Raw genomic sequence first — 23,678 nt, 5'->3', positions numbered from 1 at the left:
TTATGCGGTATTAGCTATCGTTTCCAATAGTTATCCCCCACACTAAGGCATATTCCCAGGCATTACTCACCCGTCCGCCGCTCGTCAGCAAAGAAAGCAAGCTTTCTTTCTGTTACCGCTCGACTTGCATGTGTTAGGCCTGCCGCCAGCGTTCAATCTGAGCCATGATCAAACTCTTCAATTAAAGTTTTGTTGATTCTTTCGAATCGGCTCAATGATTTTTACTGATATTCTTGTTTCGTTCTTCTTACGAAGAAATGAAGCATAAATTGACTGTGTCATCTTGCGATGATTAAGGTCACTCAGTTCATTGATAAATCTTTCGACTTAAAATTTCACGAGTGCCCACACAGATTGCATGGTCAAATTGTTAAAGAACACACTTAAAAATCAGATTAGCGCCTTAGCACCAACCATCCTTTGAAGTGGACGGACATTTTATCCAAATGCATTACCGTGTCAAGCACTTTGTAATGATTCATTATCCGTGCATCGATTAACCGGCTGCTCACCGTTTCGATGGGCCGCATTATAGATAATCTGAAACTATTGGCAAGTAAAAAAAGACAAAAAAAAACCAACTGACTACTTTCCCACCAAGGTTGGCATTATCACACCAAGTTGAACAATTTCAACGCTATTATTTAAAGAACTTTACGAGGGAGTCTGTCAAAAAGCTAAATAATGAGTACCTATATTCTGGCATCAAGATTGTATGGCTACTAAGGATGAAACAGACTTAATCAATAGTATTGCAAATGAGTAAAGATACTGCGGCTTATCAAAAAGGAATACTAGGATGAACTTATCGCAACGATATGCTTTAGGAAGGATCGAGCATTGCCCATCTCCGACATTAACATCAAACCACTTTAGCCATCATATACCACTATATATAGAGAGAGCCTAAGCACAATGAAACGATGCAATCAATTATGGTTAGCGTTTGGCGGGTGCATCTTAACCTATGTCGCGTGGGCTCTGTTGGGTACTGATAGCTTATTGCTCTGCGCAATCATTCTTTTTCCATTTATCATCAATCACTCATTTACTATATGCGTCTTCTTTATTCTTTTTTCTTATTTTCGCTTACATGAAGCGTTTCCTATTTTAATGCCACTTCATATTCCATTGCTACTCGCAACATTTAGCATTGCTGGCTTATGCATCCATCTATGGTTAAAGCGTGACGAGATTCATTGGCATTCGTTGCAGACATTTTTTTTACTATTCAGTTTTTGGGTCTTTATCTCATGTTTGTTGGCGACGAATCGAGCCGAGGCATTCGCAACATTTAACAATAGCTTTATTAAAATAATCATTATGGTTTTTGCTATTAGCTGGCTACCGACTAAACAAAAACAATTAAAGCCGATACCTATTTTATTAATACTTTGTGGTGTCAGCCTCTCTCTTCTTGCTTTATATAATCGGATCAACGGTATTGGGTTAGTAGAAGGTACTCGCGTCACTATTGGGCGAGATATCGGTTCTATCTTAGGTGATCCAAATGATTTATCTCTTGCTCTTCTATTCCCTCTTTCTTTTGCATTAACGAATATTTTTCAAGGCAGCAAAGCACAGCGTACTATGACCGCCTTGTTTATGATCATTTTGGTCAGCGGTATAATAGCCACTCAAAGCCGAGGTGGATTACTTGGTATTACTTCCGCCTTCTTTACTTTAATGTTGCTACGCAGCCGCTCAATTGTCATTCCCTCAATAATCAGTGGTATTGGATTAATACTCCTCGTGGTATTTGCAGGTATAAGCGATCGATCTTCAGGAGGATCAGGAGAAGAAGGGATTGATGAGTCTTCAATGGGTCGCTTATTTGCATGGGAAGCAGCATTTAGAATGGCACTAGCAAACCCTTTATCAGGGGTTGGACTTGATAATTTTTATTTTAACTACTTTTTTTATTCTACCCACTGGGACGGCAAGAATCATGCTGTACACAGTACATGGTTTCAAATTTTAGGTGAAACCGGCTTTATTGGCTTTCTTTTGTTTATTTGCTTACTTGTAGGAACTTTTACACTGAGCTATCGGTTACTAAACCGCCTACGCAATCATGAAATGAAACCTATCGCAGAAGGGTTATGGATAGGGCTGATCACTTTTTGTGTTAGTGGCACCTTTCTCACCCAAGGAACAACATGGCCGTTATATATATTGATTAGCTTATTAATCGCCTTAGACAGGCTGACAAGTAATGTCACGACCGCACACTCAATATCGGCACAATGACAACCTTTACGGCAGAGTTCACCCAATTTAAGGCTTAAATTGCAATTTGCAAAAACGGAAGTACAAAAAAACTAAGGAATATTTATGGAATTTCTCGTATTTGGTGAAGATTGGGGGCGCCACCCTTCAAGTAGCCAACACTTACTTTCAGTACTAATGCATGATCATTCTGTAACTTGGATAAACTCCATAGGATTAAGGCAACCCAACCTTACAATGCGAGATTTAAAACGCATTAATGAAAAGATCACTACCGCACTCACAAATTATGAACCACCAGCAGTATCTATAAAGCCAAGGAAAATAATCAAACCCTTAGTATGGCCTTTAGCTAAAAGCGCTAACATGCAAATAATAAATCAGTTTTTATTAAGACGACAAATTCCACCAAAGAAATACCATCGAATCATATGGGCAGCCCTACCTACAGCAGTTGACTATCTCGAGATAAGTGAAAGCGATTTGGTCATTTATTATTGTGGTGATGATTTTTCAGCCCTTGCAGGTGTTGACCATCAATATGTCACAGAAGCTGAGCAGCGCCTTATTCAACTATCCGATATCATCCTTACCGCTAGCCCGACTCTGCAACAAAAGTTCCCACCAGATAAAACCTGGCTTCTTCCTCATGGTGTGGCTATCAATAACTTTAAACAACCGACCTCTAAGCCTACTGAAATATGTAACAATCAGCCTAGCATTGGATTTTATGGCAGTATTAACAATTGGTTAGATATAAAACTGCTAAAATGTTTAGCAGAATCTCGCCCACACATGAATTTTTACCTGGTAGGTAGAAAAGATGTTGACCCCTTTGAACTAAAACAACTCTCGAATATCCATTTTTTACCCGCCTGTCCTCACAATCAACTACCAGGGTACTTACAACATTGGTCTATTGCCATTTTACCTTTTGTTAACAATCCCCAAATACAAGCTTGTAATCCTTTAAAATTAAGGGAATACCTCGCTTCTGGATGCCCAGTAATTAGCTCCAACTTTCCGGCCGCAACGGAATACCAACCACTGGTCACCATTGCAACAACTGTTAATCAATGGCTTGAGGCAATCGATAAGTTAAGTCAGTTATCAGAATTAGAACGACAACATTATGCGAATAGAGCACAAGATAAAGTGAAAGATGAAAGCTGGGAAAATAGGGCCCAAGAAGTACTCCAATTAATTTCATCTGCCTTAAAACAAAAGAAATATTCAAGTTAACCTCACATTAGGCATTTTTTTTGCTAAACCTTTCTGTATGCGGTAAACAAAAAGGAGAGAAAGATGAAATGGATTGGGTACGTTATTTTAATGTCATTCTTATGGGGTTGTGCAAGTTCACCACAAACAAGCCAAGAACTAGAGCTATTTTTTAGCCCAGAACAAATATCATTAACAGCAGAACAAACACGAAAAATAAACGTTTTTTTAGACAACAATCCTTATAACCAACTAACAGTCTACGTTGGCCCTGCAAACTTAGACGATAAATTCAAAGCTTTATTACAAAGCCAAAAACGTATTAAAGCGGTGAACAAATTATCACAAATGAAAGATATACCAATGCGGTTGGAGTTTGCACCACAGCAAGCAGCCGATACGCTGTTAATTCAGAGCCAGTAAAATGCGACATTTATTGTTTGCTCGGCTCTACCCTCTGCTTCATGCCTTATGGCGCTATCGGTATTTAGTTTTAATTCCGATCATTATCATGCCGATTCTAATGACAACGGGCGGCTTATTTAAAGCTAAGCGATATTATTCCGAGACAACAATTTTAGTACAAGAGTCTGCACTGCTAAATCCATTTTTGGAAGACCTCTCAATTTCGGTCAACTTAAAACAACGCATTAAAGCGTTGCAAGTCATCATTCATAGTCGAAATATTTTAGAAAATGTCACTCATGATTTAAATCTAGCACCACCTGATGACTTACTACAAACAGATAATATGATTAACCTACTGCGTAAAAACTTATCTTTATCGCTACTTGGTAATGATCTTGTTCAACTTAGCCTAACCTGGAAAACGCCATCAGAAATCCCTTTGATTTTAAATAAAGTCTCTGATGTTTTTAAAGAAAAATTACGCGCGCCAGGACGAGCATCTGTTGATGGTTCAGAACTCTTTTTACAACGACAATTAGAAACAACCCAATTGGATCTCGAATTAGCTGAAAGTGCACTGGCGAAATTCAAAGCAGCCAACGCTAATAACCTACCTCAATTACAAGGTGCAAATGCACAAAATGACCTCCAACTAGCCAATCAAACCCGTGAAACTGAACTGAATTTACTACAAGCTAAAAGTAAGCGAGCAAATCTCTACCAAAGGCTAGCGAGCACGAACCCTATCGTTGGCATCTTAGAACAAGAGATAGTCAAATCTGAAGCTGAACTTGCAATATTACGCGCGAGTTATACAGACCAACACTCGTCCGTCAAAGGTGTGATCCGACGACTTAATCGCTTAAAGCAGGAAAGATCCCGTCTAGTTGATGAGCAACAAACGTTAAATCCACAGGAAATAAATCAACTGTGGCAGCGAATCGCAAACAGTAATCAAAGTAACGACCCAACTAAGCAACCGATATTATTAAGTCAATTTGAAAAATTACAACATGCAGAAAGCCAAATACAAGCATTAAGCGAAGAACTTACCTTATTAAAAGAGCAAACCAACGAACTATCAGAAAAGCGGATGGAATTCGCTGATTTAGAAAAACAACTGAAAATATTACAGCGAAACTACGATGTAAAATCAAACGTTTACAACCAGCTATTTGAACGTTATGAGATGGCAAAAGTAACAGGACACCTTGGTCGCTTTGAAGAACCCGAAAAATTAAAAGTGATTGTGCAGCCAATAGAACCTAAGAGACCACTGAATTGGCCATGGTGGATCAATTTTTGCTTAGGTATTGTTGTTGGTTTTGGATTAGGCGCTTCCCTTGCAGGAGTTGTCATCCTCTTTGATACACGCCTTTATCAAACCGACCATATTGCCAAATTAACACAATCACAGGTACTGGTTCGAGTACCTCTGTTTTAGGGGGAGTCTAATGGAACACATCACATTACAAGTTGTGCAACATCTACAACCTGGAGGAATAGAAAAGCTCGTGTTAAATCTCGCTCGATTTGCCTCCCCTTGCCACAAAGTTTATATCGTCGCGCTAGAAGGCAATAAAGAAACAGCCATAAAGCAGTGGCCTGAATTACGCACTTTCGAATCACAATTATTTTTTCTCAACAAGCCTATCGGTATGAACCTTTCAACAGTTATCAAGTTAAAGAAATTGATAGCAAAACTGAATGTAACAATGCTTCATTCACACCATATCGGGCCTTTGTTTTATAGCCGACTAGCATTGCTGGGGCATAAAGCAACACACATACATACTGAACACGATAGTTGGCATCTCGCCGATAAAAAACAGTGCCGCATGACGCGTTACTTACTCAATACCAATAGAGTAAAACTCATTGCTGATGCACCAAGAGTTGCCTATCAACTAGAAAAGATATTATTACTCAGCCCAGATCATGTGATTTGTAATGGAATTGATACTCAGTATTTCACGCCAGGTAATCAGCTCATCGCACGCAAACAATTTAACCTACCGTTAGATAAGAAATTAATCGGTTGTGCCGGTCGACTGGTTAAAGAAAAAGGGATTGATACATTAATAAGGGCGCTTCATGACCTACCTAAAGATCACCACCTTGTTATAGCTGGTGATGGTCCTCAATCTCGACAATTACGTGCAGAAGTACAAAAATGGCTGGTTACGGATCGTATACATTGGCTTGGTTATTGCGCTCAAATGCGTAATTTCTACCGTGCGATTGATGTCTTCTGTATGCCATCCCGTCAAGAGGGGCTCCCTCTTGCATTACTGGAAGCGCAATCTTGTGGCAATAGTATTGTTGCTACGACGGTAGGCGCAATACCAGATCTTATTTGCCCACAAACAGGAATACTAGTTCCGCCTGATGATGAAACAGCGCTTACAAAAGCATTAATACAAGTGTTAGAGCAAGACCAAAATGCAGCGAATCAAACAGTACAGTTCATTCAACACCAAGCAGACGTGAGAGCCATGACTGCTGCATATGAAGCATTATCTTGTTAAATAAACCTTAAACTCGAGGCTGTCATGATTTTAGGATGGATCATTTTATTTGTAATAACTGCCGTTATTATCTATCACCATTTTGTTTATACCGCAGCGTTAGTTTGGTTGGGAAATAAAAGAAAAAATGAAATAAAAGAAAAGCACAAAGACCCATTAATGTTTCCCAGTATCTCTCTCATCATGCCCGCTCATAATGAAGAGGCTTACATTGAAGCCAAGCTCGCGAATATATTAATGCTCGATTATCCGTCTGAAAAGTTACAGGTTTTAATCTGCTGTGATGGTTGTAGTGATAATACCGCTGAAATTATTGCACAGTATGAATCACAATTTACCGCAGCTGGAATACGCCTTAAATTCTGGGTCAAAAAAAGCAACCGAGGAAAATTAGCTCGCCTCAATGAATTAATGACTTACGCAAAAAATGAAACCGATATTATTTCTCTTACCGATACCTCAGCGTTAATATCGATTGATGCTTTAAAACAAGTTGCTAAAAGTTTTGAAAATGAAGAAACAGGTGCAATTACTTGCAGCTATTTACTGGCTTCTCCTTCTGAAGGTGAAAACCAATATTGGCAATGGCAAAATAATATCCGTTTTGCCGAGTCTCAATTGGGCAGTGTTATCGGAGGAAATGGGGCATTTTATGCCATGAGATCTCATCTCTACTCTCCCCTTCCCGAAGATACGATAAATGATGATTTCATTTTACCGATGATGGTATTAAAGCAAGGCTTTAACATTATCTTTAATCAAAATATCAACAGTGTTGAGATTGCCCCGACAAGTCAAAATGAAAACCATCAAAGACGACAAAGGATTGGAGCCGGTAATTTACAACAATTAATACGTTGTCAATTCGTCTTCACCCACAAAAACCTGAGAGTCCGTTGGTTGTTTACTTCCGGAAAAGGCCTTCGCACAGTGATGCCATTCCTATTCGTGGGTTATTTTATTACTTCAGTATTAATGGCATTACAAGGCTCGGCATTGGCCTTGGGTATGGTGATTAGTCAATTATCCATATACGGTATTGCATCTCTACCGCTAATCAATATCCATTCAAAGGTTATCGATAAAGTTCATTACATTGTCGGGGCATACTATTCCTCTCTACTTGGCATGCTACGGTATTTGAACGGACAATTTAAGCAAGGGTGGCGCCACTTACCGCCCCTGAGTAACTATCAAACACAATCGACCCAAACGATAAAGCGAATGAGCGATATCATTTTTAGCTGTATTGGTCTTACTCTGACACTGCCACTATGGCCATTCATCGCCTTCGCCATTAAATATGATTCCTCAGGTCCTATATTTTATCGTCAAATACGAGTCGGTCAGATAAGTGAAACAAAAGTAGAGTTATTTGAAATCTTTAAATTTCGCACCATGACAAATGATGCAGAAAAAAAATCGGGTGCGGTATGGGCGACAAAAGATGACCCTCGAATAACCAATACTGGCCGTTTTTTACGAGCAACACGTTTGGACGAACTGCCACAATTCATTAATGTAATAAGAGGCGACATGTCCTTAATCGGCCCCCGCCCTGAACGACCAGAAATGTGCGGTAATTTGCAAAATGCATTGCCATTTTATTTAGAAAGAACGACAGGACTTCGACCAGGCCTAACCGGTTTAGCGCAGGTTAATAGTGGCTACGACAATGATCTTGAGGATGTTAAAAATAAAATAGCTTGGGATCACGCTTACGCCATCGCATTAAGTTCACCAATACAGTGGCTTCGAATGGATTTGTATATTCTATTCAAAACATCTTACATCATGTTTGCCAAGCGAGGGCAATAACTGGCACACACTTTGTATTACTCCTTATGAGTCCAAATCTTTATATAAGGCGGTTATATGTTAACTCTTTCCCAGCCAGCAGTAGCACTTTCTTTAGAGCACGAATTCGATGTCCAGAGTGCTAGGCAACTAGAAGTTGAATTTGAAACCTTAAGTAATACAGAAAAAAATGAGCTAGTAATTGATATGACACACGTACAATTTATTGACTCTTGTGGAATCGGTGCCATTGTTTTCTTATACAAACGTCTAAAAAGTCGTAATAAAAATTTGTGTCTACTCAATGTTAATGGTCAACCTAGAAAGCTCATCCAAATGCTACGAATAGATAAAGTTATCCCTCTGGTCACTTCTGCGGAGTTTTTATGATATGGAGACTGATCTGCTTGCTTACACCATTAGCCTTAGGAGGCTGCACTTTATGGCCGCCTGTAGAGGATAATGATCCAGATCCTCCGGTTCAAGTACAGCTTCGCCAACTAGAGCATCACAGTTTTGAACTACAAATATTAGCAACTCGTGGTGCCAAGCTTTGTTTACCGGGTCAATATCAAAAGCTTGAATACCTTTATTTAAAAGCGCGCGATGAGGCAAAAGCAGGGTTTGATAAAGATGCTGAAATCACCCTACTTCAATACCAGACTCAACAAGCTGTTATTCAAACGCAAATGGATTGGCTTGAATATCACACCACATGCTTTGACCATAGCTATTCAGAAGTTGAGCTAAAAGAAAAACTCCTTGTTTTCATGGCTCTTGATAATCAATTTGCGTTAAATCGTGCAGAGCTCTTACCTGATTATCAACAAGCATTACGTTATGCCGCAACAATATTGAAGCGCCAATCTCATTGGCACCTTCAACTTACAGGTCATACCGACTCATTAGGTACTAGTGATAGCAACATCCAACTAGGAATGAAAAGAGCTTCAGCCGTTAAACGATTTCTGATTGAACAGGGGGTTAAATCAAACCAAATAGCGGTATTTAGTGCAGGAGAAAGTATGGCTATGGATGACACTCACTCACGAACCCAACGCCTTGCAAATAGAAAAGTTGAGGCACAAGTTCTTGTTGAACATCACGCACAATCTTTACACCGTGTGTACTCACTAAAAGACTGGAACGCAGTACGAGAATCATTATGAGAAGAATGTTCCTACTTCTTCTGCTAATAATGCCTTTCTCTTACGTATGGGGAGATACATTAACACCCGGCGATCGGGTTTTTTTACAAGTTCCAGGTGAAGCGGCTTTTGATACCCCATACACGATTAATGACCAAGGACAATTACGGTTACCTGAAGTAGGCTTAATCAATGTTGCAGGGTTAACCGTGATAGACGCCGAACAGCATGTACGTCAAAAACTTGCATCTATATATCGCAACCTTGATGAATTTAAACTCACGATAATGGAGCAGCTGATTCGAATTAAGGTGCTTGGCTATGTAGAAAAGCCAGGAACAGTATCACTTAAACCTGGAAGCAATGTACAAATGGCGCTTTCCGCTGCTGGCGGGGCAAGACCAGGAGCACAATTAGATAAGTTCAAGTTACTACGTAATAGCAGTACCAAAATATTCAATTATAAAGCCTATCTAGATTCTGGCGACCAGACTCTGCTACCCAGCCTTAAAGGTGGCGATACTATTTTCATCCCTGCCTCTCCATTATTAGGCAACATCGAAATGAATTTTGATGATATGTCGATACATGAAAGAGGAGATGCCGACGAGGCACAAGGCATAACTATTTTCGGAGAGTTGCGCAATCCAGGTACTTTCAGCTTCAAGCCTAATATGACGGTTGTCGATGCATTAATGCGAGCCAACGGTGTTACTCGTTATGCCGATGTAACAAAAATACGCGTGATTACCAATGGGATGTCTTATCGATTCAATTTAAGTACCTACCTTGAAACTGGAGATACCAGTAATCTTCCTCCAATAAAACCAGGTACAACCATTTTCGCCCCAATTGAAGCGCCTGAAAAAACGAGTACCGATGATATCCAAGGTGTCACCATTTTTGGTGAATTGCATAAGCCAGGCACCTTCAGCTTCAAACCAAACATGAATGTCGTCGACGCACTAATGCGGGCAGAGGGTGTTACCCGCTATGCTGATGTCACGAAAATACGCGTCATAACAGATAATGTTCCCAGCCAATTTGATTTAAAAGCCTACCTTGATACTGGTAAAACAGACAACATGCCAGAAGTTAAACCAGGTACTATTATTTTTGTTCCTATTGAAATAAAAGATATCAACACAACCTCACGAACCATCTACGTGATGGGCGAGGTAAAAGCCGCAGGGCCCTATGAAACATCACCGGGTACAAGTTTCATCGATGTTCTTGCGAATGCAGGAGGGCCAACTCGTTTTGCTGATACAACGAATATAAAAATATTAAGCAATACAAAGGCTCCGATCGCAATTAACTTGGTTGAATATGCACAGAACCCAGCCCAATATACCCTTCCAGCAATGTCCCCCGGTGATGTAGTTTTCATACCGGAAAAAGTTGATCTTAATGAAAAGTCATGGCTAAAAGTGACCAATGATCGTGCAATCAAAATTATGGGAGCTGTCTATAAACCAGGTCGTTACGAATGGCATGACAGTATGACATTCATGGATTTACTCGCTCACTCTGGAGGCCCAAAACAACAAGCTAATCTCAGTAATATTCGAATAATTAAAGAATCTACTGCTGAAAATAAAGGGCACGAAGTTCAATTTTTCGATTTACAAGCGTTTACAAAACAAGGAAGCCCAACAAATTTACTTCCTAATTTAAATGCCAGCGATACTGTCATCGTCGATGAATTACCTCATGATCCTACCGATAATAAAGCCGGTTGGATTAGGCAGGCAGCTAAAGATTCCATTTATATTTTTGGTGAAGTAGGTGCACCTGGGCGTTATGCTTTTAACCAAGAACTTGGTTTTTTAGATATTCTTTCTGCAGCCGATGGTCCTAATAGTAAAGCTGACATTCAAGAAATATTAATTAGTCACAGAAACGGTAAAACAAGTCGAGTTACACGTTTTGATTTAGCTCGATACTTTGAAACAGGCAATGAAAAGGTGTTGCCAAAAGTGAATGCTGGCGATGTTATTTATGTGCCAAAAACTGAAAGTGTTGCAGACACAAAAGCAGTCAAAGTCATTGGTGCAGTCAATACTCCTGGACGTTATAAATGGAATAGCCAAATGTCCTTTCTTGATTTACTCGCGATGGCTGGCGGCCCAAAACAGGAAGCCAATATAAGTAATATTCGCATAATTAAAGAGAGCCGAGTTGGGAAAGAAAATGTCATTTATTTTGATCTAGAGAGCTTTATAAATGAAGGGGGAAATTTTGCAGGTCTTCCTCGATTAGAAGCTGGCGATACTATTGTTATTGATGAATTACCTCGCGACCCTTCCGACAATAAAGCAAGTTGGATACGCCAATCATCAGATGATTCGATTTATGTATTCGGTCAAGTTGGCGTTCCTGGGCGTTACGCTTTTAACCACGAATTAGGGTTTCTCGATATATTATCTGCAGCTGATGGCCCCAACGGTGAAGCAGACTTACGTCAAATTAGAATCAGTCATCGTGATGGCAATAAGACCAAAGTCACTCAATTAAATCTATCGCTATACTTTGAAACAGGTGATGAATCATTGATCCCCAAGGTTGTGCCTGGAGATGTGATATATGTACCCCGACGTCAAGGTGATTGGCTAGATAAACCTGCAGAACGCGTTGTTCGATTAATGGGGGCCGTCAATAAGCCGGGGCGCTATTCGTTCAATACACAAATGAATATTTTAGATTTGCTTGCTGAAGCTGGTGGGCCAACAGATAAAGCCTATATCGACAGAATAATGATCGTAAATACATCATGCTGCGGTGATAAATCACAAACATTTAGCTTAAGAGATTATGTTAATGATCCCAGTCGTAGCCCACTCCCTCTACTCCGCCCTGGTGATACGGTGTACGTCCCAGATCAAGATGACTCAGTAACAGAGCAGTTTCGCCAAGGGATAAGGGATGCACTAGGCATTATCACGTTAATTGTATTAGGGGCAGCCTTATGAAGCCGTGGCTAAGCCAAGAATATGACCAATTATTCCAACAAATTCATCAACAAGAAGCGCGAGTCATTAGCTTTACTGGTGCTAGCCCACAATGTGGAAGTTCAACAATGTGCTATTGGCTTGCTAGACGTTGCGCTGAAGATAACAATAAAGTTTTATTGATCGATCTTGACCTGTCGGGATCAGGACAAGGAAATCACGCCACAGACTGGGAAACGAATGGCTCAGGTGAAATGGGTGCGATTATTCATAAAACATCACAACTCGATATTCTTCCCCCTCCGAAAAATCAAGAAACCACAATGGCTCTACGACAACCACAAACACTGTTAAATACTATCCAGCGCTGGCAACAAACCTATCACTACATTATTTTTGATGCAGGTACTGTTTCAGCGGCTAACTGGCGTAACCTTCCAGCAGCAAACATCTGTCATGCTAGCGATGCTGCTATCTTATGTATAGCAGCAGCAAAAACAACTGAAAGTGAAGTACTTACAAGTATCGATCGGCTAAAACAAGGAGGGGTGAATTTATTAGGGTGTATCGTGAATGACCAACATAACCCATCGCTGGCCTGTGAAATATTACGAATTTTAGACACAAAAGCATCATGGCTTCCCAAAAAGATTAAAATAGGGCTCACCCACTATCTGAATCAAAACTCAATGCTACAAGGCAAATATCAATAGATGTAATAGATGCAATAAATTCAGCAAGCGCAATTTCAGAGAAGTCTGATGAGAGATCACAATTGATAGGCTTTTTCTATTTGTTCCCAGCGACTTTCCCCACTGAAATTATCAATAATTTTGGCATGCGAATCTTTTGAAAGCGCTCTCCACGCGATATTATCGTAAGCATCCAACTTGTCTATTAAAATAGATAATCTTTTCCAATCCGATTCTTCAACAATCCAATCACTAGCAACTAATTTACTAAGATCACCCACATTTGTTGCGATAACCGGAACACCATGTGCCATCGCTTCTAGCGCCGCCATTGGTAACCCCTCAGCCCGTGAACTAATTACAAGCACATCAATCAAAAACCAATGTTCATCCATAGAGTCAACTGCACCATACCAATGAATATTCTTTTTAGCTATGACTTGAGATTGTTCATCACCATCGCCAAAAATATGAAACTGGCAGCCTGTAAGCAGGTCACTCAACTCAATAAAGCGATCAATTCCCTTTTCATGACTCAGGCGACCAACAAAACCGACTTGTAGAACCTGATGTTTGGAACGCATTTTAAACACCGGTAATTGCATAATGAAATTATTCAGCAAATGACAACGAAAAGGAACAGTACGCTTAATCCTAGAACTGACGGCAAAATTATAGGACAGAAAACTTGTTATTCGATTTAAATACTCATAAGACGCCAGTTTTCCACTTAATTTCTCTCCCGCATGGAAACTAGTTATTGCACGAAATGAATATCTAAGTCGATAGAATCGAGAGAGTAAAGAGGCTTTATAACCATGGGCATGAACAACATCAGAGGGTAAAAGCAGACTAAAGAATAAAGACGGAGCTGTATCAGATAAAAAACGGTACTTAATTTTATTGGTGCAGAGACGTTGATAGAGAGGGTGATCGGGATAATGATCAACAAACAAAACTTCAACATTTCTGTTTTGTTGCTTAATCAGAAGAGCAAATTGCAATATGTGACTTTCTATACCACCAAAGCCTGAACTGTCGATAAATAAATAAATCATCTAATTCTATTCTCCATGCTATGAAGAATATTACATGCAAAAAAAAAGCCGAGTTTTAAACTCGGCTTTCTCTTAATTTAGCAAACTAAAGCTTATTCAGCTGAAGCAGCTTCCTGAGCAGGACGATCTACTAGCTCGATGTAAGCCATTGGGGCTTTATCGCCAGTACGGAAACCGCATTTCATAATGCGCGTGTAACCACCTGGACGCTTAGCAAAGCGTGGACCTAATTCAGTAAACAATTTCGCTACCACTGCGTTATCACGCGTGCGGGCGAAAGCAAGACGACGGTTAGCAACACTGTCTGTCTTTGCTAGGGTAATCAATGGCTCAATTACGCGACGTAGCTCTTTTGCTTTTGGCAAAGTAGTCTTGATAATTTCGTGACTTACCAAAGAGCTAGCCATGTTGCTGAACATCGCTTTACGATGGCTGCTGTTGCGGTTGAGTTGACGACCACTCTTACGATGGCGCATGACCTAATCCTTCTAACTAGATATCAGTAACTATTAATCTTCAGCGATTGATGCTGGCGGCCAGTTTTCTAAGCGCATGCCTAGAGAAAGACCACGTGATGCCAACACATCTTTGATTTCTGTCAAAGACTTCTTACCAAGGTTTGGAGTCTTAAGAAGCTCTACCTCAGTACGCTGAACGAGATCACCGATGTAATGGATCGCTTCTGCTTTCAAACAGTTAGCAGAGCGAACAGTTAGTTCAAGATCGTCTACAGGACGCAGTAGGATCGGATCGAACTCTGGCTTCTCTTCTTTCTCTTCAGGAACTCGTACATCACGAAGATCTACAAATGCATCCAGTTGCTCAGCAAGAATAGTTGCTGCACGACGGATAGCTTCCTCAGGATCAAGTGTACCGTTTGTCTCCATATCGATTACTAGCTTATCAAGGTCAGTACGTTGTTCAACGCGAGCTGCCTCTACAGCGTAAGCAATACGGTCAACTGGGCTGTAAGTTGCATCAACTAACAGACGACCAATTGGACGCTCATCTTCTTCAGTGTGAATACGAGCTGATGCTGGTACATAGCCACGACCACGTTCTACCTTGATGCGCATGCTAATTTCAGCATGGTCATCAGTAAGGTGGCAGATTACGTGCTCTGGGTTCGCAATCTCAACATCACCATCATGGGTGATGTCACCTGCAACAACAGGGCCTGCACCAGACTTGTTCAGAGTAAGAATAACTTCATCTTTACCCTCAACCTTAACGGCTAGACCTTTAAGGTTTAAAAGGATCTCGAGAATATCTTCTTGAACTCCCTCTTTGGTGCTGTACTCATGTAACACACCATCGATTTCTACTTCAGTTACAGCACAACCTGGCATTGAAGATAATAAAATACGACGAAGAGCGTTTCCTAGCGTGTGGCCAAAACCACGCTCTAGTGGCTCTAGAGTTACTTTTGCGTGCGTCGTGCTAACTTGTTCAATATCAACAAGACGCGGCTTAAGAAATTCTGTTACAGAACCCTGCATTGTGTCCTCTCTTAACTATAGCTTTACTTAGAGTAAAGCTCGACGATCAAGTGTTCGTTGATGTCGGCAGACAAATCAGAACGTTCTGGAAGGCGCTTGAAAGTACCTTCTAGTTTGCTGTTATCTACTTCGACCCAAGTCGGTAGTTCACGCTGTGTAGCAACTTCAAGAGCTGCTTTAATGCGTGCTTGGTTCTTAGCTTTCTCACGAATGCTAACAACGTCGTTTGCCGCTACCTTGAAAGAAGGAACGTTTACGACTGTACCGTTAACTAGAATCGCTTTGTGGCTTACCAGTTGACGTGATTCAGCTCGTGTAGAACCAAAACCCATACGGTAAACTACGTTATCTAAACGACCTTCAAGAAGCTGAAGCAGGTTTTCACCTGTGTTGCCTTTAAGGCGAGCAGCTTCTTTATAGTAGTTACGGAATTGTTTTTCTAATACGCCATATGTACGACGAACTTTCTGCTTCTCACGAAGCTGAACACCGTAGTCAGACAGACGACCACGTCGAGCACCATGTTGGCCCGGCGCGTTATCAATTTTACACTTGGTATCAATCGCACGTACGCCTGATTTAAGGAATAAATCAGTGCCTTCGCGACGGCTAAGCTTCAGCTTAGGACCCAAATATCTTGCCATGTTCTTTCTCCAATATTCCTAGGAACGTTATACGCGACGTTTCTTAGGTGGACGACAACCGTTATGAGGAATCGGAGTCGCATCAACAATGTTAGTGATACGGAAACCCGCTGCATTTAATGCACGGATTGTAGACTCACGACCAGGACCAGGTCCCTTAACCATAACTTCCAGGTTCTTTACGCCATATTCTTTGGCCATTTCACCACAACGTTCAGCAGCAACCTGTGCAGCGAACGGAGTAGATTTACGAGAACCACGGAAACCTGAACCACCTGCAGTTGCCCATGAAAGAGCATTACCTTGACGGTCTGTAATGGTTACGATTGTGTTGTTAAAAGAAGCATGGATGTGCGCTACGCCATCAGCTACTTGCTTGCGTACGCGCTTACGAGCGCGAGTTGGTTGCTTTGCCATTGTACTCTACCTTATCCGACTATCTTTTGATCGGCTTGCGCGGACCTTTACGGGTACGTGCGTTGGTTTTAGTACGCTGTCCACGTAGAGGTAGACTGCGACGGTGACGGATTCCACGGTAACAACCAAGGTCCATAAGACGCTTGATGTTCATAGAAACTTCACGACGTAGATCACCTTCTACAGTGTATTTAGCTACACCATCACGCAGTAGATCGATCTGCTCTTCAGATAATTCACTGATCTTAACACTTTCAGCAATACCCGCTTCAGCTAAAACAGCCTTAGAACGAGTTTTACCGATTCCGTAAATCGCGGTAAGCGCGATAACAGAATGTTTTTGATCAGGAATGTTAATGCCTGCAATACGGGCCACTATTCACTCCTAGTACTTTACAAGAATAACCACTGCAGAGCCCGTTTAGGATACGCAGTGGTGGTACAATTCTTTGCACACACAAAAGATTGGTTGGCTAATTTAGCCAACCTACCTTCAATTTGCAAGAAATATTTCTGCTAATTAGCCTTGGCGTTGCTTATGCTTCGGCTCAATGCAAATTATACGCACAACACCGTTGCGCTTAATAACTTTACAGTTACGGCAGATTTTCTTAACGGAAGCACGAACTTTCATTGCTAAACTCCGTAAAGGTTATCTAACATCAAGGACTTAGCCTTTGAGGTTAGCCTTTTTCAAAACAGACTCATATTGTTGAGACATCATGTGTGTCTGAACTTGAGCCATGAAATCCATAATAACTACAACTACGATTAGTAGTGATGTACCGCCAAAATAAAAGCGTACATTCCATGCAATCATCATAAACTCGGGGATCAGACAGATAAAGGTAATATACATCGCACCCGCTAAGGTTAAGCGTGTCATAACTTTATCAATATATTTCGCAGTCTGTTCGCCCGGACGAATACCAGGTACGAATGCACCAGACTTCTTCAAGTTATCAGCTGTCTCGCGAGGGTTAAACACCAACGCGGTATAGAAGAAACAGAAGAAAATAATCGCAGCTGCATAAAGCATTACATAAAGCGGTTGACCTGGGCTAAGAGCAAGCGAAATATCGCTTAACCAACCAAGGTTCTCGTTCTGTCCAAACCACTGAGCCAGCGTGCCTGGAAACAGAATAATGCTTGATGCAAAAATCGCTGGAATTACACCTGCCATATTAATTTTCAATGGCAAATGAGTGCTTTGCGCTGCGAAGACACGACGGCCTTGTTGGCGCTTGGCATAGTTAACGACGATACGACGCTGACCACGCTCCATAAACACTACAAAATATATTACAGCGAAAGATATAACCGCAATTAACAGTAGAAGAAGTACGTGCAATTCACCTTGACGTGCTTGCTCAACAGTTTGTCCGATAGCTGGTGGCAAACCGGCTACAATACCAGTGAAAATAATCACTGATATACCGTTACCGATACCACGCTCAGTAATTTGCTCACCTAACCACATTAAAAACATGGTACCAGTGATCAAACTAACAACCGCAACAAAGTAGAAACCAAGGCCTGGATTAATTACCAGACCAGGAATCATACTTGGTAACCCTGTAGCAATACCAATTGCTTGGAAAGTTGCCAAAACAAGCGTGCCGTATCGGGTGTACTGGCTAATCTTACGACGACCAGATTCACCTTCTTTCTTCAACTCGGCTAATGCCGGATGAACTACCGTTAGCAACTGTACGATAATCGATGCCGAAATATACGGCATGATACCTAGTGCTAAGATAGAAGCACGCTCGAGTGCACCGCCAGAGAACATGTTAAACAGTTCAATAACGGTACCTTTTTGCTGTTCGAACAAATCGGCAAGTACAGCAGCGTCAATACCAGGGATAGGCACAAAAGAACCTGCTCGGAAAATTAAGATCGCACCTAATACGAATAGAAGGCGTGTCTTAAGCTCTGCTAGGCCACCTTGTGCACTACGAAAATCTTTTCCTGGTTGTTTAGCCATCTGTACCTCATCCTCGAGTTAATTATTCCTCGATTTTACCGCCGGCAGCTTCGATTGCAGCTTTAGCGCCTTTAGTCACGCGAAGACCGTTAACTGTTACTGAGCGAGCGATCTCACCAGAAAGGACAACTTTTACAAACTTGATGTCTTTAGTGATAAGGTTTGCTGTTTTCAGTGTAGCTAGATCAATCACGTCACCATCGACTTTCGCCAGTTCGCCTAGACGAACTTCAGCTGTTACCAAGCTCTTACGAGAAGTAAAACCGAATTTTGGTAGACGCTGTTTCAAAGGCATTTGACCGCCTTCGAAGCCTGGACGGACAGAACCACCAGAACGTGATTTCTGACCTTTGTGACCACGGCCACAAGTTTTACCCAGACCAGAACCGATACCACGGCCTACGCGCTTCGCAGAAGGCTTAGAACCCGGAGCCGGTGATAGAGTATTCAAACGCATACTGATTACTCCTCAATTTTAACCATGTAGTGAACTTTATTGATCATGCCGCGTACGCAGGCAGTATCTTCAAGCTCAACAGTGTGGTTGATACGGCGAAGGCCTAGACCACGCAAACAAGCTACATGCTTCGGTAAACGACCGATAGAGCTCTTTGTTTGTGTTACTTTAATAGTATTTGCCATGTCGATCACCCCAGAATTTCTTTAACAGAAAGGCCACGCTTTGCAGCGATCATTTCTGGAGAGTTCATTCCGCCTAAACCATCAATTGTTGCGCGAACAACGTTGATTGGGTTAGTAGAACCGTATGCTTTAGCTAGTACGTTACGGATACCCGCAACTTCTAGCACTGCACGCATTGCACCACCGGCGATGATACCAGTACCTTCTGAAGCAGGTTGCATGTACACTTTAGAACCAGTGTGGCGACCTTTAACAGCGTGGTGTAGAGTACCGTCGTTTAGCGCAACTGTAATCATGTTACGACGTGCTTTTTCCATTGATTTCTGGATTGCAGCAGGAACTTCACGTGCCTTACCGTAACCAAAACCGATGCGACCGTTACCGTCACCAACTACTGTTAGTGCAGTAAAACTGAAAATACGACCACCTTTAACCGTTTTTGAAACACGGTTAACAGCGATTAGCTTTTCATTCAAATCTGATTGAGTCTTTTCGTTAGCCATCTTTCCGCCTACCTTAGAATTTCAGTCCAGCTTCACGAGCAGCTTCTGCTAGAGCAGCTACACGGCCGTGGTATTGGAAACCAGAACGATCGAAAGCAACATTAGAAATGCCTTTTTCAATCGCGCGCTCAGCAATAGCTTTACCTACAGCTGCAGCAGCGTCTTTGTTACCGGTGTTCGCAATTGACTCACGGATCACTTTATCTAGGGTAGAAGCGGCAGCGATAACCTCAGAGCCGTTCGGTGCAATTACCTGAGCATACACATGACGTGGAGTACGGTGTATTACTAGGCGAGTTGCGCCCAGTTCAGCAATCTTACGACGTGCTCGGGTCGCACGACGGATACGAGATGCTTTCTTATCCATAGTGTTACCTTACTTCTTCTTAGCTTCTTTAGTACGCACGACTTCGTCGGCGTAACGAACACCTTTACCTTTATAAGGTTCAGGGCTACGGTAAGCGCGAATATCCGCCGCTACCTGTCCAATTACCTGCTTATCAGTACCCGTAAGTACGATTTCAGTTTGTGTTGGACATTCAGCTTTAACACCAGTTGGCAATTCATGCGCTACTGGGTGCGAGAAGCCCAAAGTAAGGTTAACAGTATTACCAGCAACATTTGCACGGTAACCTACGCCTTTAAGGGTTAGCTTCTTAGTAAAGCCTTCAGTAACACCAACAACCATGTTGTTCACTAATGCACGAGCAGTACCTGCTTGTGCCCAAGCTTTATCAAAGCCTTCGCGTGGACCAAATGTGATGGTGTTTTCTTCCTGAGTTAAAACTACTGCGTTATTGGCAACAAGAGCTAATTCGCCCTTAGGACCTTTAACAGTAATTTCCTGACCGTTGAGTTTAACTTCTACGCCAGCAAGAAGTACTACAGGTGCTTTTGCAACACGAGACATGTCCTACTCCTATTATGCTACGTAGCAGATAATCTCACCGCCAAGACCCGCTTTGCGAGCAGCGCGGTCGGTCATAAGACCCTTGGAAGTGGATACAACAGCAATACCAAGGCCACCCATCACTGACGGTAGCGCATCTTTTTTCTTGTAGATGCGTAGGCCAGGACGTGAAACACGTTGGATTTGCTCGATAACTGGGTTAGCTTCGAAGTACTTAAGAGTAACTTCTAGCTCTGGCTTAACTTCACCTGTAACAGTGAATTCAGCCACAAAACCTTCTTCTTTCAAAAGAGCCGCAATTGCAACTTTTTGCTTAGAAGATGGCATTTTAACAGCAACTTTCTTTGCTGTTTGACCGTTACGAAGACGGGTCAGCATATCCGAAATCGGATCTTGCATGCTCATAGTCAATACTCCGTGATTCTAAATTGGTAACTAATTACCAGCTGGCTTTACGTAGACCCGGAATCTCGCCTTTCATGCAAGTTTCACGAACCTTGATACGGCTTAAGCCGAACTTACGTAAGTAACCGTGTGGACGTCCAGTCTGGTTACAGCGATTACGCTGACGAGATGAACTAGAATCACGTGGTAGAGACTGAAGCTTAAGCACTGCGTTCCAGCGGTCTTCTTCAGACGCATTCACGTCACTAATAATAACTTTTAGCGATGCACGCTTTTCAGCGAACTTAGCTACTAGCTTGGCACGTTTAGCTTCGCGTGCCTTCATTGATTCTTTAGCCATATGTAACCCTTACTTTTACTTACGGAATGGGAAGTTAAAAGCAGATAACAGAGCTTTTGACTCTTCATCAGAAGCAGCAGAAGTAGTGATAGTAATATCAAGACCACGCACTCGATCTACTTTGTCGTAGTCGATTTCTGGGAAGATGATCTGCTCACGAACGCCCATGCTGTAGTTACCACGACCATCGAAAGAATTCGGGTTTAGACCACGAAAATCTCGAATACGAGGAACAGCAATTGAAATTAGACGTTCAAAGAAATCCCACATACGTTCGCCACGTAGGGTTACTTTACAGCCAATCGGGTAGCCCTCACGGATCTTAAAACCAGCAACAGACTTACGAGCTTTAGTAATTAGCGGCTTCTGACCTGCAATAGCAGTCATGTCAGCAGCAGCATTTTCTAATAGCTTTTTGTCGTTGATCGCTTCACCCACACCCATGTTAAGTGTGATTTTTTCGATCCTTGGGACTTGCATGATACTCTTGTATTCGAACTTTTCAGCAAGCTCTTTTACAACAGTCTCTTTGTAGTAATCATGCAGTTTCGCCATAGTGTACTACTCCAAAATTACTTAATAGTTAAGCCATTAGATTTAAAGAAACGAACTTTTTTGTCGTCTTCAAATCGAAAGCCTACACGGTCTGCTTTGCCGGTTTCAGCATTGAAGATTGCAACGTTAGAAGCATCAATAGCTGCTTCTTGTTCAACGATGCCACCTTGTACACCCATTGCCGGTACAGGCTTCTGGTGTTTTTTCACAAGGTTAATACCTTCAACGATAACTTTACCGGTTGCTAGAACCTTAGTTATTTTACCTTTCTTACCTTTATCTTTACCGGTAAGAACGATAACTTCGTCGTTGCGACGGATCTTAGCTGCCATTTTGTTACTCCTTACAGTACTTCAGGCGCTAGTGATACGATTTTCATGAATTTCGTATTACGAAGTTCACGTGTCACTGGGCCAAAAATACGAGTACCGATCGGTTGCTCTGTAGTATCGTTCAATAATACGCAAGCATTACGGTCGAAGCGAATGACAGAGCCGTCTTGGCGACGAACGCCTTTACGGGTGCGTACAACCACCGCCTTCAGAACATCACCTTTCTTAACTTTACCGCGAGGAATTGCTTCTTTCACAGTAATCTTGATGATATCACCGATGTGTGCGTAACGGCGGTGAGAACCACCCAGAACCTTAATACACATTACGCGACGAGCGCCGGAGTTATCGGCTGCGTCAAGCGTACTTTGCATTTGGATCATGTTAGTGCTCCGCTTATTTTAAAACATCTAGACCCACTACGGATCGATATGCCTTTTCTTCAAAGGCGGCGAATAATAACACCATTTTCGACCGATGGGTAGACAAAAAATAAACGGCCCCAATATTTTTCAGGGCCGCTTAATCATTTAGTTGCTAAGTTCGCTTAACCGCGAGCTTTTTCAACTACGCGTACCAATGTCCAAGACTTAGTCTTAGATAGTGGACGACATTCACGAACTTCAACAGTGTCACCTAGGTTACACTCATTGTTTTCATCGTGTGCATGAAGCTTAGTCGTACGCTTAATGTACTTACCGTACATTGGGTGTTTCACCATGCGTTCGATAGCAACAACGATAGACTTGTCCATCTTGCTGCTAATTACACGACCAAGCTGGATACGAGTTTGTTCGCTCATTATGCGCCAGCCTTCTCAGTAAGAACGGTTTTAACACGTGCGATATCACGACGTACAGCTTTCAGGTTATGAGTCTGCTGTAGTTGACCAGTTGCAGCTTGCATGCGCAAGTTGAACTGTTCACGTAGTAGGCTCACAAGCTCAGCATTTAGTTCTTCAACGCTTTTAGCGCGTAGATCTACAGCGTTCATCACATTACCGCCTTAATTACAAATGTTGTCTTGATTGGTAGCTTACGTGCAGCAAGTTTAAATGCTTCACGTGCTAGTACTTCAGGAACACCATCCATTTCATAAAGAACTTTACCTGGTTGGATTTGGGCAACCCAGTACTCAACGTTACCTTTACCCTTACCCTGACGAACTTCCAACGGCTTGCTTGTAATAGGCTTGTCGGGGAAAACTCGAATCCAGATTTGGCCTTGACGTTTCACATGACGAGTCATGGCACGACGAGCAGCTTCAATTTGGCGAGCAGTCAAACGACCACGACCAACAGCTTTAAGACCAAATGTACCGAAGCTTACGTCAGTACCGTTCGCTAGACCGCGGTTACGACCTTTAAAAGTCTTGCGGAATTTAGTGCGTTTTGGTTGCAGCATCAATAAACT

31 protein-coding genes and 1 rRNA gene are annotated in these 23,678 nt (G+C 41.9%); 10 read left to right on the top strand and 22 right to left on the bottom strand.

What is annotated here, in order from left to right; translation table 11 throughout:
* A 16S ribosomal RNA gene (locus C9J47_RS17485) occupies positions 1 to 184 on the bottom strand; the annotation flags it as partial.
* A 731-nt stretch (positions 185 to 915) separates the two neighbouring features.
* Between C9J47_RS17485 and C9J47_RS17480 the strand changes: the two genes are divergently transcribed.
* From C9J47_RS17480 to C9J47_RS17435, 10 genes are all read left to right on the top strand, one after another.
* Complete coding sequence (locus tag C9J47_RS17480; RefSeq protein ID WP_107254639.1) at positions 916 to 2,250, top strand: O-antigen ligase family protein; 1,335 nt, start codon at positions 916 to 918, stop codon at positions 2,248 to 2,250.
* An 84-nt stretch (positions 2,251 to 2,334) separates the two neighbouring features.
* On the top strand, positions 2,335 to 3,471 hold the full coding sequence (locus C9J47_RS17475; protein ID WP_107254638.1) for a glycosyltransferase: 1,137 nt from the start codon (positions 2,335 to 2,337) through the stop codon (positions 3,469 to 3,471).
* 63 nt (positions 3,472 to 3,534) lie between these two features.
* Positions 3,535 to 3,873, top strand: coding sequence for a hypothetical protein (locus C9J47_RS17470; protein WP_107254637.1), 339 nt, complete (start codon positions 3,535 to 3,537; stop codon positions 3,871 to 3,873).
* Between the two features lies 1 nt (position 3,874).
* A complete protein-coding gene (locus C9J47_RS17465; RefSeq protein ID WP_006232372.1) occupies positions 3,875 to 5,302 on the top strand; it encodes a GumC family protein in 1,428 nt (475 codons plus the stop codon).
* Between the two features lie 10 nt (positions 5,303 to 5,312).
* On the top strand, positions 5,313 to 6,386 hold the full coding sequence (locus C9J47_RS17460) for a glycosyltransferase (protein WP_107254636.1): 1,074 nt from the start codon (positions 5,313 to 5,315) through the stop codon (positions 6,384 to 6,386).
* A 24-nt stretch (positions 6,387 to 6,410) separates the two neighbouring features.
* Positions 6,411 to 8,204, top strand: coding sequence for a sugar transferase (locus C9J47_RS17455; RefSeq protein ID WP_107254635.1), 1,794 nt, complete (start codon positions 6,411 to 6,413; stop codon positions 8,202 to 8,204).
* 57 nt (positions 8,205 to 8,261) lie between these two features.
* Positions 8,262 to 8,573: an STAS domain-containing protein gene (locus C9J47_RS17450; protein ID WP_107254634.1), complete on the top strand. Its 312-nt coding sequence runs from the start codon at positions 8,262 to 8,264 to the stop codon at positions 8,571 to 8,573.
* Positions 8,570 to 9,352 (top strand): OmpA family protein, encoded by a 783-nt coding sequence (locus C9J47_RS17445; RefSeq protein ID WP_107254633.1) that lies wholly within the window; start codon positions 8,570 to 8,572, stop codon positions 9,350 to 9,352. The genes C9J47_RS17450 and C9J47_RS17445 overlap by 4 nt, the downstream gene beginning before the upstream one ends.
* Positions 9,349 to 12,303, top strand: coding sequence for an SLBB domain-containing protein (locus tag C9J47_RS17440; protein WP_107254632.1), 2,955 nt, complete (start codon positions 9,349 to 9,351; stop codon positions 12,301 to 12,303). The genes C9J47_RS17445 and C9J47_RS17440 overlap by 4 nt, the downstream gene beginning before the upstream one ends.
* Positions 12,300 to 12,995, top strand: a complete 696-nt coding sequence (locus C9J47_RS17435; RefSeq protein ID WP_107254631.1) for a CpsD/CapB family tyrosine-protein kinase — start codon at positions 12,300 to 12,302, stop codon at positions 12,993 to 12,995. The genes C9J47_RS17440 and C9J47_RS17435 overlap by 4 nt, the downstream gene beginning before the upstream one ends.
* A gap of 56 nt (positions 12,996 to 13,051) precedes the next feature.
* Here C9J47_RS17435 and C9J47_RS17430 read toward each other — a convergent pair whose 3' ends face one another.
* From C9J47_RS17430 to rplP, 21 genes are all read right to left on the bottom strand, one after another.
* The gene (locus tag C9J47_RS17430; RefSeq protein ID WP_107254630.1) at positions 13,052 to 14,032 is read right to left on the bottom strand and encodes a glycosyltransferase family 4 protein; all 981 of its coding nucleotides are present in this window, start codon (positions 14,030 to 14,032) and stop codon (positions 13,052 to 13,054) included.
* 92 nt (positions 14,033 to 14,124) lie between these two features.
* On the bottom strand, positions 14,125 to 14,508 hold the full coding sequence (gene rplQ / locus C9J47_RS17425) for a 50S ribosomal protein L17 (protein ID WP_006232364.1): 384 nt from the start codon (positions 14,506 to 14,508) through the stop codon (positions 14,125 to 14,127).
* Between the two features lie 33 nt (positions 14,509 to 14,541).
* Positions 14,542 to 15,531 carry a DNA-directed RNA polymerase subunit alpha gene (locus tag C9J47_RS17420; protein WP_006232363.1) on the bottom strand — a complete coding sequence of 330 codons (990 nt, stop codon included), beginning with the start codon at positions 15,529 to 15,531 and terminating at the stop codon, positions 14,542 to 14,544.
* Positions 15,532 to 15,554: 23 nt separating this feature from the next.
* Positions 15,555 to 16,175, bottom strand: a complete 621-nt coding sequence (rpsD, locus tag C9J47_RS17415; RefSeq protein WP_006232362.1) for a 30S ribosomal protein S4 — start codon at positions 16,173 to 16,175, stop codon at positions 15,555 to 15,557.
* 27 nt (positions 16,176 to 16,202) lie between these two features.
* Entirely contained in the window at positions 16,203 to 16,592 is a 390-nt protein-coding gene (gene rpsK / locus C9J47_RS17410) for a 30S ribosomal protein S11 (protein WP_005370963.1), read from the bottom strand.
* Positions 16,593 to 16,611: 19 nt separating this feature from the next.
* Positions 16,612 to 16,968 (bottom strand): 30S ribosomal protein S13, encoded by a 357-nt coding sequence (gene rpsM / locus C9J47_RS17405; RefSeq protein ID WP_006232361.1) that lies wholly within the window; start codon positions 16,966 to 16,968, stop codon positions 16,612 to 16,614.
* A gap of 144 nt (positions 16,969 to 17,112) precedes the next feature.
* On the bottom strand, positions 17,113 to 17,226 hold the full coding sequence (gene rpmJ, locus C9J47_RS17400) for a 50S ribosomal protein L36 (protein WP_006232360.1): 114 nt from the start codon (positions 17,224 to 17,226) through the stop codon (positions 17,113 to 17,115).
* Between the two features lie 36 nt (positions 17,227 to 17,262).
* Entirely contained in the window at positions 17,263 to 18,579 is a 1,317-nt protein-coding gene (gene secY, locus C9J47_RS17395) for a preprotein translocase subunit SecY (RefSeq protein WP_006232359.1), read from the bottom strand.
* A gap of 22 nt (positions 18,580 to 18,601) precedes the next feature.
* Positions 18,602 to 19,036, bottom strand: a complete 435-nt coding sequence (gene rplO / locus C9J47_RS17390; RefSeq protein ID WP_006232358.1) for a 50S ribosomal protein L15 — start codon at positions 19,034 to 19,036, stop codon at positions 18,602 to 18,604.
* A gap of 5 nt (positions 19,037 to 19,041) precedes the next feature.
* The gene (gene rpmD, locus C9J47_RS17385) at positions 19,042 to 19,221 is read right to left on the bottom strand and encodes a 50S ribosomal protein L30 (protein WP_006232357.1); all 180 of its coding nucleotides are present in this window, start codon (positions 19,219 to 19,221) and stop codon (positions 19,042 to 19,044) included.
* A gap of 5 nt (positions 19,222 to 19,226) precedes the next feature.
* The gene (gene rpsE / locus C9J47_RS17380) at positions 19,227 to 19,724 is read right to left on the bottom strand and encodes a 30S ribosomal protein S5 (RefSeq protein ID WP_006232356.1); all 498 of its coding nucleotides are present in this window, start codon (positions 19,722 to 19,724) and stop codon (positions 19,227 to 19,229) included.
* A gap of 13 nt (positions 19,725 to 19,737) precedes the next feature.
* Entirely contained in the window at positions 19,738 to 20,091 is a 354-nt protein-coding gene (rplR, locus tag C9J47_RS17375; protein ID WP_107254629.1) for a 50S ribosomal protein L18, read from the bottom strand.
* A gap of 9 nt (positions 20,092 to 20,100) precedes the next feature.
* Complete coding sequence (rplF, locus tag C9J47_RS17370; protein WP_107254628.1) at positions 20,101 to 20,634, bottom strand: 50S ribosomal protein L6; 534 nt, start codon at positions 20,632 to 20,634, stop codon at positions 20,101 to 20,103.
* Positions 20,635 to 20,646: 12 nt separating this feature from the next.
* A complete protein-coding gene (gene rpsH / locus C9J47_RS17365; RefSeq protein WP_006232353.1) occupies positions 20,647 to 21,039 on the bottom strand; it encodes a 30S ribosomal protein S8 in 393 nt (130 codons plus the stop codon).
* A gap of 34 nt (positions 21,040 to 21,073) precedes the next feature.
* Complete coding sequence (rpsN, locus tag C9J47_RS17360; RefSeq protein ID WP_107254627.1) at positions 21,074 to 21,379, bottom strand: 30S ribosomal protein S14; 306 nt, start codon at positions 21,377 to 21,379, stop codon at positions 21,074 to 21,076.
* Positions 21,380 to 21,394: 15 nt separating this feature from the next.
* Positions 21,395 to 21,934, bottom strand: coding sequence for a 50S ribosomal protein L5 (gene rplE / locus C9J47_RS17355; RefSeq protein ID WP_006232351.1), 540 nt, complete (start codon positions 21,932 to 21,934; stop codon positions 21,395 to 21,397).
* A gap of 17 nt (positions 21,935 to 21,951) precedes the next feature.
* On the bottom strand, positions 21,952 to 22,266 hold the full coding sequence (gene rplX, locus C9J47_RS17350; RefSeq protein WP_107254626.1) for a 50S ribosomal protein L24: 315 nt from the start codon (positions 22,264 to 22,266) through the stop codon (positions 21,952 to 21,954).
* 11 nt (positions 22,267 to 22,277) lie between these two features.
* Positions 22,278 to 22,649: a 50S ribosomal protein L14 gene (gene rplN, locus C9J47_RS17345; RefSeq protein ID WP_006232349.1), complete on the bottom strand. Its 372-nt coding sequence runs from the start codon at positions 22,647 to 22,649 to the stop codon at positions 22,278 to 22,280.
* A gap of 164 nt (positions 22,650 to 22,813) precedes the next feature.
* A complete protein-coding gene (gene rpsQ / locus C9J47_RS17340; RefSeq protein ID WP_006232348.1) occupies positions 22,814 to 23,068 on the bottom strand; it encodes a 30S ribosomal protein S17 in 255 nt (84 codons plus the stop codon).
* Complete coding sequence (gene rpmC, locus C9J47_RS17335; protein ID WP_006232347.1) at positions 23,068 to 23,259, bottom strand: 50S ribosomal protein L29; 192 nt, start codon at positions 23,257 to 23,259, stop codon at positions 23,068 to 23,070. Before rpmC ends, rpsQ begins: the two co-directional genes overlap by 1 nt.
* Complete coding sequence (gene rplP / locus C9J47_RS17330) at positions 23,259 to 23,669, bottom strand: 50S ribosomal protein L16 (protein WP_107254625.1); 411 nt, start codon at positions 23,667 to 23,669, stop codon at positions 23,259 to 23,261. Before rplP ends, rpmC begins: the two co-directional genes overlap by 1 nt.
* Between the last annotated feature and the right edge of the window lie 9 nt (positions 23,670 to 23,678).

The sequence above is a fragment of the Photobacterium indicum genome, assembly GCF_003026215.1.
In the GTDB taxonomy this organism is placed as follows: domain Bacteria; phylum Pseudomonadota; class Gammaproteobacteria; order Enterobacterales; family Vibrionaceae; genus Photobacterium; species Photobacterium indicum.
This window is presented reverse-complemented; position numbering and strand designations above follow the sequence as displayed.